Here is a 12,674-nt window from a genome sequence, read left to right as displayed (position 1 = left end):
ATGAACCTCGCATCGCCCGGCGCCCGGCCGGGCGATGCCTTCAGGACCGTCCACCATGCGCGATCGATCGATCGGCCTTCTGCTGGCATTGCCGGCCATCGCGACCATCGCGCTGCTCTATCTGATGCCGCTGATGGCCTCGGCGACGGGCGCCTTCGCGACGGAAGCCGGCTTCGGCATCGGCAATTTCGTCAAGACCTATGAGCTCTACACCACCGACATCCTCTACACGCTGGTGATCGTCTCCCTCTCGACGGTGATCATCGCCGCCCTTGCGGTCGCCATCGCCGGCTATCTGACACTCGGGGAAAATCCTGCCGCCGTCGAAGTGCTGCGCTGGCTCTATCGCTGGCCGTTGTTCATCCCCTTCATCGTCGTCGGCCAGGTGCTGCGCACCTTCCTCGCCAAGAACGGCCTGATGAACAATCTCCTCGTCGCCGCCGGCATTCTGACGCCCCTGCAGACCATGTCCTTTCTCGACTGGCGCGGCATCGTCATCGCCTTCGTCTGGAAGCAGACGCCCTTCGTCACGCTGCTTCTCGCCGGTGCGATGGCGGCGCTCGATCGCGGCACCATCGAGGCTGCCCGCAATCTCGGCGCCTCCCGGCTGCGGATCCTGTTCGAGATCGTCGTGCCGCAGGTCCGCACGACCCTCTTCGTCGCCATGGTGCTCTCCTTCGTCACCATGATGTCGGTCCTCTCGGTGCCGCTGATGATCAGCGCCCAGAGCCCGACGATGATCACCGCCGACATCTCTTTCCGCATCAACGCCTATGGCGACTACGGCGTCGCCAACGCGCTCGGCATGATCTCGCTCGCAATGACCATGGCGGTGGCCGTCTTCTATCTGCGCCAGAACCTCAAGGAGAAGGCGCGATGAGCGCGCTGTCGCTGGGCGGCAAGGATGCGGCCTCGCAGGCGGCGGGGCGCAGGCTCGCCATCGACCTGAAATGGCTGCCACGGACGCTGGTGCTGGGGCTGATCGCCTTCGCGATCTTCGGCCCGCTCGCCAATCTCCTGCTCTGGACCGTCGCCGAGCGCTGGTATTTTCCCCACACGCTGCCGCTGGAATACGGCTTCACCTATTGGGCGAAGGTATTCTCGCCCCGCGGCGTCGCCTGGGAATCCCTTGCCACCAGCATCGTCGTCGCGCTTTTGACGGTGATCTGTTCGCTCGCCCTCGCCATTCCGGCAGGCTACGCGCTCGGTCGGCTGAAGCTGCCGGCCCGCAGCCTCATCCTGCTGGTGTTCCTGATCCCGCAGGCCTTTCCGAACCTGCCGGTCTACGTCAACATCGCCCGCTTCTTCTACGATGTCGGGCTGAACGGCACGATCGCCGGCGTCGTCCTCGTCCACGTCACCCACGGGCTGGTCTTCGCCGTCTGGATCGCCACCGCCTCCTTCGCCGCCGTCGATGCGGAACTCGAAGAGGCTGCCCGCTCGATGGGGGCCGGCGCCTTCCGGGCGTTCTTCGACGTGACGCTGCCGCTTGCCCTGCCCGGCCTGATGGCAAGCGGGATCTTCGTGTTCCTGGAATCCCTCGACGAATTCACCGGCAGCTTCTTTGTCGGCGCCCCGGACATCAGCACCCTGCCGCTGCTTCTCTACACGGCGGGGGCCGGCGGCAACTACCAGGTCGCCTCGATCACCGCTCTCCTGCTGCTCGTCCCGTCGATCGCCTTCATGCTGGTGGTCGAGCGCTTCCTGAGGGCCGACGTGCTGGCGCGGATCGGGCACTAGCATGGGGATCCGGACCGGGCGGTCGCGCAGGCGGCGAGCGGACGCGCGCGTCCGACCTCACAAACATCGTGCGGAAAAGAACGGGCAGCGATGACGGATGAGCCGAAACGGCCGCCTACCGGGCCGAACTTCGTCAGCGCCCAGCAGGTCGCCGACCATGCCGGTGTCTCCCGCTCGGCGGTGTCGCGCAGCTTCACGCCCGGCGCGAGTATCGGACCCGAAACGCGCAAGAAGGTGATGAAGGCCGCCGCCGAGCTCGGCTACCAGGTCAACGATCTGGCGCGGGGGCTGATCGCCCGGCAGAGCCGCCTCGTCGGGATGATCGGGACGCGGCCGGAGGTCGGCTTCCGCGCCCACCTCGTTGCGGCGCTGTCCAAGGCGCTGATCGCCAGGGGAAGCCTGCCGGTTCTCCTCAACACCGGCGACACCGACGTGGAAATGCAGGCGACCCAGAACATGCTCCTCGGCTACCGGGCCGAGGCGACCATCGTCCTCTCCGGGTCACCGCCGCGCACAATTCTGGAAGGGGCCCGGCGCACCGGCCAACCGCTGGTGCTGATCGGACGCTCGGAACCCGGCACCGACAGCCTGCTTGCCGACAATGCCACCGCCGCCGAAACGGCCGCGCAGCGTCTGATCGCGCGGGGCGCCAGGCGGATCGCGCTTCTCGGTGCGCAGATCGCCACCCAGACGATCGTCGAGCGCGAACAGGCGTTTCTCGCCGCAATCCGCCGGCTGGGCGCCGAGCCCCGCATCGTGCGCGGCGCCGACGCCGACTATGCCGGCGGCGAGACGGCTTCTCGGGAGCTCCTCGGCGACGGTGAGCCGCCGGATGCGGTGTTCTGCGTCAACGATCTTCTGGCGATGGGCCTGATCGACAACGCTCGCTGCGCCGGGTGGCGGGTTCCAGAGGACATGGCAGTCATCGGTTTCGACGACCTGCCGGAGGCCTCCCGCGCGCCCTACCGGCTGACGACGTTCTTCCAGGATCCGGCAAAGGTCGCGGCCAGGGCGATCGAACTCCTCGACCGGCGCCAGGCCGATCCGGATGCGCCCCCGGCCCTCGTCCGCCTGCCGGTCGAGCTGGTGGCCCGCACCAGCGGCTGAACCGGAAGCCTTTCGAAGGGAGTAGCGCCGTGAAGCTCGTCCATATCACCGACATCCATCTCGTGACGCCCGGCGAGAGGCTGTTCGGTCTCGACCCGCTGGCACGGCTCGATGCCTGCCTCGCCGATGTCGAGCGCCATCACGCAGACGCCCATGCCATCGTCATCACCGGCGACCTCACCCATGACGGCGACGTGGCGGCCTACGAGGCTCTGGCAGAGCGGATTGCCGGCATGACGGCGCCGGTGCATCTCATGCTCGGCAATCACGACCGGCGCGAGACGTTTCATGCCGTCTTCGGCGAAACCCGCTTCGGCGAGGGGTTCGTCCAGAAGAGCGTCGATCCTCCGGGCGGCCGCCTGGTGCTGCTCGACACGCTGAAGCAAGGCGCCGTCGAGGGCGAACTCTGCCCCCGGCGCCTCGCCTGGCTGAAGGCGCAGCTCGCCGGTGCGGGGAAGAAAGGCGCCCTCGTCTTTGCCCATCATCCGCCCTTCAGGCTGCATATGCCGGCTCTCGACCGCGTCCGGCTGGCCGACGCCGAGGCCTTTGCGGCGATCACGCTCGAGGCCGGAAACGTCCGCCATGTTTTTGCCGGCCACGTCCACCGGCCGGTCGCTGGCAGCTGGCGGGGAATTCCCTTCACCACGCTGCGGGGCACCAACCAGCAGACGGCGCTGGTCTTCGAGGACCGCTTCGTCACCAGCCACGAGCCGCCCGCCTATGGCGTGATCCTCGTCGAGCCCGAGGGCGTCGTCGTGCATTTTCACGACTTTCTGGACCGGACCGCCGGAACGGTCTGATCCGCGGCGGGTGGCACCGCCGAGGACCAGCCAAGACGGCCGGTGACTTCATCCCACAGCGGGAGCTCCTGGCAGGCCTTTTTCTCTGGACGATGCATTACTCACTTGTTTCAGCGTATTATGCACTGTCTCTCACATAATAGTTGAGGTGACGGACGCGGCCAGTTACAGCTCTCCGACCGCTATGCCACTGTCTGCAGCGCGCGGTCAGCTCTGGGCCGGCGGCGTGCGATCCGGCCAGAAGCGGATGCCGGCCTTTGCAAGCCCGCCACCCAGCGCCGCGACGGTGCCGTCGGCCCGCCAGCAGGCCGCGCCGGTCATCGACCCGTCTTCGGCAAATGCGATGGCGTTCATCCCGCCGCCGACATGCGGCACCGGCTTAACCACGTGGCCACGCCCGGCAAGCGCGGCCTCGAGCGGGCGCAGCGCCGGCTCGATCTCCAACTCCTGACCCTCGGTCCAGATCCGTGGCGCCTCGATGGCGCTCTGGAGGTTCATGCCGTGATCGATGAGATTGACGATCGCCTGGAAGGCGGAGGGAAAGATCCTGAGGCCGCCGGGCAGGCCGAGCGCCCAGCGCAGCCGGCCCTCCTTCAGGATCATCATCGGCGCCATCGAGGTCGGCACGCGTTTTCCCGGCATCACCGACAGGGCCTTGCCGGGGTGCGGATCGAAATTCATCATGTAGTTATTCGGGATGATACCGGTGCCCGGCACCACGAACTTGGCGCCGAACAGCCCGTTGATCGTGTGGGTGGCGCTGACGACGAAACCGTCCCTGTCGGCGACGGTGACATGGGTGGTGTCGGCGGATTCGCGGCCCGCGCCAGGCGCTGCCACAGGTCCGCCCTGCTGGCGCAGCCGCGCCTGACAGAGCCCCGCATAGTCCTTGGAGACCAGCTTTTCGACGTCGATCTCGACGAAGTCCGGATCGCCGCTCGCCGCCCGCCGATCCTCGAAGCCGATACGGATCGCCTCGGCGATCAGATGCAGGCTTTCCAGCGAACCGAAGCCCATCCCCGCGACGTCGTGCGGTTCGATGATGTTGAGCATCTCGGCGATGTGGACGCCGGAGGAGGCCGGCGGCGGCGGCCCGACGATCTCATAGCCGCGATAGTCGCCGGTGATCGCCTCGCGCTCCCGCGGCCGATAGTTCAGGAGATCATCGAGGGTGAGCCAGCCGGCATCCTCGCCGCCGGTGGCGATGCGGTCGGCGAGCGCCGCGCCGAGCGCGCCGCCATGCAGCGCCGCCGCGCCCTCTTTCGCAACGAGCTTCAGCGTTTCGGCAAAGTCGCCCTGCACCAGCCGCTCGCCGGGAGCCAAGGGCTCGCCGTCCGGCATCAGCAGCGCGGCGATCGGCCTGTCGAGCGACAGGTCGACGGCGTTTTCGGCGATCGCTCCGGCAAGATAGTGGGTGATGGCAAAGCCCCGCTCGGCAAGGCGGATCGCCGGCGCGACGACGTCGGCGAGCGGCAGCCGGCCGAAGCGGCGATGCGCCTCGCACCAGCCGGCGAGATTGCCCGGCGCCGCCACCGCCGAAGGGCCGAGGGCGCTCCGCCTGTCCTTCGTTTCCATGTAGTCCGGCGGCGTGTCGGAGACCGGAGTGTAGATCTCGGGATGGGCTGCGGCGGGGGCATGGGCGAGCGCGTCGATGACGTGGTGGCGCCCTTCCGGATCGCGCAGATGCATGATGCCGCCGCCGGCGATGCCGACCATCATCGGCTCGGCGACGCAGAGCGCGAAGAGCGCGCCGACCGCCGCGTCGACGGCGGTGCCGCCGGCGGCGAGGATCTCGAAGCCCGCCGCCGTGCCGAGCGGATGGTTGGTGACGACCATGCCGCCCGATCCCGTTGCGGGCGTCTTGCTGGTCGAAAACAGACGATCACTCATGGTCGGCGAACCTTCGATGGGAGGACGGGAGAACAGGTTCAGGCGGGCGTTGGCGCCATCACGACGGCAGCGCCGCCATCAGCTGCGGGATCGGCCGCAGATGCCGCTGCAGGATGGCCAGCGCCTCATCCGCATCATGGGCAGAGAGCGCGTCGAGCAGCTCGCGGTGCTCCCGGTCGATCAGGTCGGAATCGCCGAACTTCATCTGCAGCGACAGCATGCTGGCGCGGCCGAGGCTGGCATGCAGCCCCTCATAGGCCTTGGTGAGGACGCTGTTGCCGGCGGTCTCGACGATGCCGTGGTGGAACTGCGTGTTGATCTCGACATTCGACAGAAGGTCGTCGGGCCTCGCCGCCTCGCGAGTCTCGCAGATCGCATAGAGCCGGCCGGGGATCGCCCGCCGGTCCTCGCAGATGCGCCGGATGGCATGGCTCTCGATCATCCAGCGGACCTCCAGGAGATCGCGCAGCTCCGAGCCGAGCAACGGCCGCACCATGGCACCGCGGCGGGGATGGATCTCCACGAAGCCTTCCGCCGCGAGCCGGGTCAACGCTTCGCGCACCGGGGTGCGGGAGACGCCGGTCAGATCGCAGGCCTGCCCTTCCTCGATGAAGCCGCCCGGCGGAAAGTCGCCGCCTAAAATTCCGGCGCGGATCGCCAGATAGGCGCGCTGGCCGGCGGGTTTGGCAGCCTGTTCTCCCCTGCTGTCGCCCTGCCTTGCCGCCATCGTGGCCCTTTCCTCCGCTTGTGTCGCCATGTCGACCAATTGCTCATTCGTTGGTCAGCTGCCCACCTTGCCCAGATTTTATCGCATGGGGGATTGCGGAGAGACCCTGACTGATGTGTTATACGCCAAGTATACACGATTGGGGCAAGACACAAATGGGCGAGGCGAGCTGGCGTATCGGCGTCGATTCCGGCGGCACCTTCACCGATGTGTGCCTGTTCGACGAGGTCTCCGGCGCGGTGCATGTCTGGAAGGTCTCCTCGACGCCGGACGATCCCAGCCGCGGCATCTTCGAGGGCGTCAGCCAGGGAATCGCGGAATCGTCGGGCAAGGTGGGCTCGTCTGCCGGGGAGATCGCCTATCTCGGCCACGGCACGACGGTCGCCACCAACGCACTGATTACCCATCGCGGCGCCAGAGTCGGCCTGATCACCACCGGCGGCTTTCGCGACCTTCTGGAGATCGGCCGCCAGAAGCGGCCGGACCTCTACGACCTCTTCGCCGAAAAGCCGCCGGTGCTGGTGCCGCGGTTCCTGCGCCGCGAGGTTTCGGAACGCATCCTCCACACCGGCGCTGTCGAGACCCCGCTCGACGAGGCGGCGGTGCGCCGAGCCGCCAAAGCCTTCGCGCAGGAGGGCGTCACCGCGGTCGCCATCGCCTTTCTCTACGCCTTCGCCAACCCCGAGCACGAAAAAGCGGCCAAGGCGATCGTCGCCGAGGAACTGCCGGACGCCTTCATCTGCGCGAGCCACGAGATCGCCCCGGAATTCCGCGAGTTCGAGCGGCTCTCGACGGCGACGGTCAACGCCTATCTCGGCCCGATCATGCAGCGCTACATCCGCCGGCTGACGACCCGGCTCGCCGAGCTCGGTCTTGCCGTCGCGCCGCATCTCACCCAGTCGAACGGCGGCGTCGTCGGCTTCGAGGCGGCGGCCGAGACACCGGTGCGCGCGGTGCTCTCCGGCCCTTCCACCGGCGTCGTCGCCGCCGAGGCGATCGGCAGCCGTTCGGGCCATCCGGACATCATCACCTTCGACATGGGCGGCACCTCCACCGATGTCGCGCTGATGACCGGCGGCAAGATCGCCGAGACCAACGAGAGCGTCGTCCACGGCTATCCGATCAAGGCGCCGATGCTCGACATCCACACCGTCGGAGCCGGTGGCGGGTCGATCGCGGCGATCGACAGCGGCGGCCTCCTGAAGGTCGGGCCGCAGAGCGCCGGCGCCGATCCGGGGCCTGTCTGCTACGGCCGCGGCGCCACCGAGCCGACCGTCACCGACGCCAACATCGTCCTCAAGGTGCTGAACCCCACCCACCTCCTCGACGGGCGGATGGCGGTGCGGCGCGACCTCGCCCTCGAAGCCATCGGGACGCTGGCGAAAAGCCTCGGCCTCGAGGTGATGGAAACCGCCCAGGGGATCATCTCCGTCGTCACCGCCAACATGGCCCGGGCGATCAGGGTGATCTCCGTCCAGAAGGGCTACGACCCGCGCGACTATTCGCTGATGGCCTTCGGCGGCGCCGGCCCGCTGCATGCGGTGCGCCTCGCCGAAGAGCTCGACATCGCCAGGGTCATCGTGCCGCGCAATCCCGGAATCCTCTGCGCCATGGGACTGCTGCTGACCGACCTTCGCGCCGATTTCTCGACCACCCGGCTGGTGCCGCTCGACGTGGCGGAGATCGATGCGATCCGGGAGGCCGCCGCGGCGGTCGGGGCCGAAACCGGGCGCTGGTTCGAGGCCGAGAAGATCGCCCCAGAGGCCCGCCGCGCCACCCGCAGCGTCGATCTGCGTTACGAGGGCCAGAACTACGAACTGACCGTGCCGCTGCCTGCCGGCGAGATCACCGCGGCGAGCCTCGACACGCTCAAAGAGGAGTTCACTGCCGCCCATATCCGCATGTACGGCTTTGCGGCCGAGGGCGAGCGCATCCTCTGCGTCACCTTCCGGGCCGAGGCGCTGGGCCTCGTCCCCAAGGCCGAACTGCCGGTCCGCCCGCTTGGCCCCGCCGACGCCTCTGGCGCGATCACCGGGCGTCGCGAGATCTGGTTCCCGGAAGTCGGCGGCTTCATCGACAGCGCGATCTACGCCCGCACGGCACTCCGCCCCGGCATGGCGTTCTCAGGGCCGGCGATCGTCGAGCAGATGGACACCACCACGCTGGTGCCGCCCGGGGTAAGCGTCACCGTCGACGGTCTCGAAAACCTCATCCTGGAGCTGCCGCGATGACGCGCGACGTCGAAGCCGTCGATCCGATCACCGTCGAGGTGATCGGCGCAGCGCTCTCCTCGATCGTCGAGGAGACCGGCGAGGCGCTGGTACGCGCCTCCTATTCGACCAACATCAAGGAGCGGCGCGACTGTTCGACCGCGCTGTTCGACCGCGACGGCAGGACCCTCTGCCAGGCCGAGCACATCCCGGTCCATCTCGGCAGCTTCCTCGACTTCATCCCGATGGTGCTCGCCGAACATTCGCCCGCCGAGATGCGGCCGGGCGACGTCTTCGTCGGCAACGACGCCTACAAGGGCGGCGGCACCCATCTGCCGGACATCGTCCTTGCCGAACCGATTTTCATCGACGGCAATCTCGTGGCCTGGACGGTGAACCTCGCCCACCACTCGGACTTCGTCGACCGCGCCCATGCGCACATCTACCAGGAGGGCCTGCGCATCCCGCCGATCCGACTCTACCGGGCGGGCCAACTCCAGAAGGACGTGCAGGACCTGATCCTCCTGAACTGCCAGGTGCCCCGGGAAAGATTGTCGGACCTGCGCGCCCAGATGGCGGCCAACCGGGTCGGCGTCAGGCGCTTCACCGAGCTCTGCGTGAAGCACGGCGTGTCGACGGTGCTGGAATCCGGCAAGGCACTGCTCGACTATGCCGAGCGCAAGATGCGGGCGGGCATCGCCGCTCTGCCCGACGGTTCCTGGCGCTTCGAGGACGTCTTCGATACCCTCGACTTCGACGATCCGATCCCCCTCGCGGTGACCGTGACCATCGCCGGCGACGAGATTGCCCTTGCCTTCGAGGCGCCGCCGCAGGTGCGCTCCGGCATCAACATGACCCGCACCGCGCTGCTCGCGACGGTCTACTACATCGTCAAATCGGTGGTCGATCCGACCGTCCTGCCGAATGCCGGTCTCGCCCGGCCGATCCGGGTCGAGGCACCGGCCGGCAGCCTCCTCAACTGCAGCCATCCGGCGGCGGTCAACGGCCGCGTCCAGACCTGCCAGCGGGTCGCCGACCTGATCCTCGGGGCATTGGCCCAGGCGGCGCCGAGAAAGGTCTCGGCCTGCACCAATTCGGCCTGCTCGGTCGCGACGTTTTCCGGCACCCGCCAGAGTGGGCCGGAGGCCGGCCATTACTGGGTCTATCTCGAGACTATCGGCGGCGGCGGCGGCGCCCGCCCTGATGCCGACGGCCTCGACGGCATCCACGTCCACGCGACCAACACCTCCAACCTTCCGGTCGAAGCGCTGGAGGTCGAATATCCGCTGATCCTCGAGCGCTACGAACTCGTCGACGGCTCAGGCGGCGCCGGCGCAAGGCGCGGCGGCATGGGGCTTCGCCGGGTCTACCGGGCGACCGAAGACTGCCTGGTGCGCGTCGACATCTCCCGCATCCTGTCGCGGAGCTGGGGCCTGTTCGGCGGCGAGCCGGGCGGCGGCGCGAGCTTCCAGGTTTCGCCCGGCGCTGCGCCCTTCGAGCGCGGCCAGGGCACGCTGCGCGCCGGCGAATGGCTCGAAATCGTCACGCCCGGCGGCGGCGGCTATGGCCCGGCGCGGGAGCGCGACGCCGCCGATCTCGCCTCGGACCGACGCAACGACCTCATCGCCGCGGAGTGACCAGGCGGCGACATCGACACCCCACGGCCCACCGACAGGCGGCCACGAGCACGGAGACAGCGAAATGACGATGCGTTTGACCCGCCGGAGCTTCCTTGCGACGAGTGCCGCCGGCGCCGCCCTCACCTTCGTCGGGCCGAAGGCCTTGCGCGCCGCGACCAACGGCACGCTGCGCTTCGGCCTGTCCGCCTATCCGCCGAGCTTCGATGCCTGGGCGTCGTCCGGCTCGGCCGCCGGCACGATCAAGCTGATGATGCATCGCGGCCTTCTCGGCTTCGGACCGGACGGCAAGATGCGCGGCGAACTCGCCGAGAGCTTCTCGGTCGACGACGACGGCGTCTGGACCTTCAAGCTGCGCGACGCCAAGTGGCACGACGGATCGCCGGTCACCGCCGAGGACATCGCCTGGAACGTCGCGGAAGCCGCCAAGCCGGATTCCACCGCCTATTTCCGCGGCGAGTTCCAGTCGATCGTCAAGGTCGAGACGCCGGACGACAAGACCGTCCGGATGATCACCAAGGAGCCTTCGGCGGTCCTGCCGGGCTGGTTCGCCCATTTCAACATGCCGATGATCAAGAAGGGCGAAGCGCCGGACACGACGATGGGCGCCGGCCCGTTCAAGCTGGAAAAGACCGACCGCGGCGTTTCCCTGAGCCTCGTCGCCTTCGACGGCTACTACAAGGAGGGCCTGCCGAAGCTCGCCGGCATCCAGGCGATCGTCTATGCCGACGAGAACCTCCGGGTGGCGGCCCTCGACGCCGGCGACGTCGATCTCATCGAATACGTCCCCTGGCAGGCGATGGAGCAGATCGAGGCGAACGACCAGCTGGCGCTCGACGCCGTCGACGGGCCGTTCATGTATCTGACCTTCAACGCCGAGCATCCGCCCTTCGACGATCCGAAGGTCCGCCGGGCCATCGCCCATGCGATCAAGCGCGAGGACATCGTCGCCGCCGCCTTCTACGGTCGCGGCGGGCCGCTCGAGCATCTGCCGCTGGCGGAGGGCTCGGAGTACTACAACGCCGATCTCGCTCATGGCTGGAACTACGACCCGGAAAAGGCCAAGGCGCTTCTCGCCGAGGCGGGCCATCCCGACGGCTTCGAATGCACTATGCTGGCGACCTCGCAATACGGCATGCACCAGAGCACCGCCGAGGTCTGCCAGGCCTATCTGTCGATGGTCGGCATCAATGTCCGCCTCGACCTGCCGGAATGGGCGACCCGCGTCCAGAAGGGCAATCAGGGCCAGTACGACATGGCGGTGATGGGAACCACCGCCTCCAACAACGATCCCGACGGCATGACGCAGCTGGTCGACGGCTCGCTGCCGGCGAGCTTCGTGCGCAGCTACGGCCTGAAGACACCAAAGCTGACCGAGCTTCTCGCCAAAGGTCGCCAGACCTTCGATGAAGCCAAGCGCAAGGCGATCTACGAGGAGATGGAGAAGCAGGCGATCGAAGAGACCCCGATCGTCGGCCTCGCCTGGCGGTCCCAGGGCTTTGCGATGAAGAAGACCGTTTCCGGCTTCACCAACATGCCGGGCCAGCTCTGCTTCTATTCGCCCGAGACGCTCGAAGAGACGGCGCTCGGCTGAGGGCCCGCCGATGCTCCGCTACATCACCTATCGGAGCCTCGTCGCGGTGTTCCTCGTCTGGATCGTCGTCACGCTGGTGTTCCTGCTTCTGCATCTCGTGCCGGGCGATCCGGCCGAGGTCTTGCTCAGCCAGGGATCGACGGCGGCCGATCCGCAGGCGGTCGCCAATCTCAGGGATCGGCTCGGCCTCAACGACCCGCTCTGGCTGCAATATGCCCACCATATCGGCGGCATCCTGACGGGCGACCTCGGCACTTCCTTCCGGGACGGCGCGCCGGTCGCCGGCCAGATCGTCCAGCGCCTGCCGCGCACGCTCGAGGTGATCGTCACGGCGGCGCTGATCGCGGTGCTCCTCGGCGTTCCCGCAGGAACGCTGGCGGCGATCCGGGCCGGCGGCTGGATCGACAACGTCATCTCGTTTCTCTCCTCGCTGGCGCTGTCGACCCCGGTCTTCGTGGTCGGCTCGGTGGTGATCCTGATCTTCGCCCAGGAACTGCGGCTGGTTCCTGCCGGCGGCTACGTGCCCTTCGCCGTCGACCCGGCCCGCCACATCCTCCTGCTGCTGATGCCCGCCGGGACGGTAGCCCTCGCGCTCTGGGCGGTCGTCGCGCGGATGTCCCGCGGCTCGGTGCTCGACGTCCTCGAGCGGGACTATGTCCGCACCGCCCGGGCGAAGGGGCTGAAGCGGCGGAGGATCCTGAAGCGCCACGTGGTGCGCAACGCGATGATCCCGGTGCTCACCGTCCTCGGCCTCGAAATGGGCACGCTGATCGGCGGCACGGTGCTGGTCGAATTCGTCTTCAACTGGCCGGGCCTGTCCGGCTATCTCGTCAGCGCCGTCGATGCGCGCGACTATCCCGAGGTGGTCGGCATCGTCATGGTGATCTCGATCCTCTTCGTCCTCCTCAACCTCGTGGTCGACATCGTCTATGCGGTGCTCGACCCGCGCATCAGCCTGACCCGGTGAGC

General features: G+C 68.0%; 10 protein-coding genes. 8 read left to right on the top strand and 2 right to left on the bottom strand.

Annotated features, from left to right (window positions below; all coding sequences use genetic code 11):
- Positions 1-55 precede the first annotated feature (55 nt).
- The 4 genes from E3C22_RS01675 (at position 56) to E3C22_RS01660 (ending at position 3,647) form a co-directional block, all read left to right on the top strand.
- On the top strand, positions 56-880 hold the full coding sequence (locus E3C22_RS01675; protein WP_134759613.1) for an ABC transporter permease: 825 nt from the start codon (positions 56-58) through the stop codon (positions 878-880).
- Positions 877-1,740 carry an ABC transporter permease gene (locus E3C22_RS01670; RefSeq protein WP_134759611.1) on the top strand — a complete coding sequence of 288 codons (864 nt, stop codon included), beginning with the start codon at positions 877-879 and terminating at the stop codon, positions 1,738-1,740. The genes E3C22_RS01675 and E3C22_RS01670 overlap by 4 nt, the downstream gene beginning before the upstream one ends.
- A 90-nt stretch (positions 1,741-1,830) precedes the next feature.
- Positions 1,831-2,847 (top strand): LacI family DNA-binding transcriptional regulator, encoded by a 1,017-nt coding sequence (locus E3C22_RS01665; RefSeq protein WP_134759610.1) that lies wholly within the window; start codon positions 1,831-1,833, stop codon positions 2,845-2,847.
- Between the two features lie 29 nt (positions 2,848-2,876).
- On the top strand, positions 2,877-3,647 hold the full coding sequence (locus E3C22_RS01660; RefSeq protein ID WP_134759608.1) for a phosphodiesterase: 771 nt from the start codon (positions 2,877-2,879) through the stop codon (positions 3,645-3,647).
- 207 nt (positions 3,648-3,854) lie between these two features.
- On the opposite strand, the gene ggt is transcribed toward E3C22_RS01660, so the two are convergent.
- Positions 3,855-5,537: a gamma-glutamyltransferase gene (ggt, locus tag E3C22_RS01655; RefSeq protein WP_134759606.1), complete on the bottom strand. Its 1,683-nt coding sequence runs from the start codon at positions 5,535-5,537 to the stop codon at positions 3,855-3,857.
- Between the two features lie 58 nt (positions 5,538-5,595).
- Positions 5,596-6,264, bottom strand: coding sequence for a GntR family transcriptional regulator (locus E3C22_RS01650; protein WP_134759604.1), 669 nt, complete (start codon positions 6,262-6,264; stop codon positions 5,596-5,598).
- A gap of 155 nt (positions 6,265-6,419) precedes the next feature.
- On the opposite strand from E3C22_RS01650, the gene E3C22_RS01645 reads away from it, so the two are divergent.
- The 4 genes from E3C22_RS01645 (at position 6,420) to E3C22_RS01630 (ending at position 12,672) form a co-directional block, all read left to right on the top strand.
- Entirely contained in the window at positions 6,420-8,495 is a 2,076-nt protein-coding gene (locus tag E3C22_RS01645; protein WP_134759602.1) for a hydantoinase/oxoprolinase family protein, read from the top strand.
- On the top strand, positions 8,492-10,111 hold the full coding sequence (locus E3C22_RS01640) for a hydantoinase B/oxoprolinase family protein (RefSeq protein WP_134759600.1): 1,620 nt from the start codon (positions 8,492-8,494) through the stop codon (positions 10,109-10,111). Before E3C22_RS01645 ends, E3C22_RS01640 begins: the two co-directional genes overlap by 4 nt.
- A 64-nt stretch (positions 10,112-10,175) precedes the next feature.
- Positions 10,176-11,705, top strand: coding sequence for an ABC transporter substrate-binding protein (locus tag E3C22_RS01635; RefSeq protein WP_134759598.1), 1,530 nt, complete (start codon positions 10,176-10,178; stop codon positions 11,703-11,705).
- 10 nt (positions 11,706-11,715) lie between these two features.
- The gene (locus E3C22_RS01630) at positions 11,716-12,672 is read left to right on the top strand and encodes an ABC transporter permease (RefSeq protein WP_134759596.1); all 957 of its coding nucleotides are present in this window, start codon (positions 11,716-11,718) and stop codon (positions 12,670-12,672) included.
- The last annotated feature ends 2 nt before the right edge of the window (positions 12,673-12,674 follow it).

Origin of the sequence: Jiella endophytica, from assembly GCF_004519335.1 — a bacterium.
GTDB classification, from domain to species: domain Bacteria; phylum Pseudomonadota; class Alphaproteobacteria; order Rhizobiales; family Rhizobiaceae; genus Jiella; species Jiella endophytica.
Note: the sequence above shows the minus strand (reverse complement) of the source record. Positions and strands in the feature narration are given on the sequence as shown.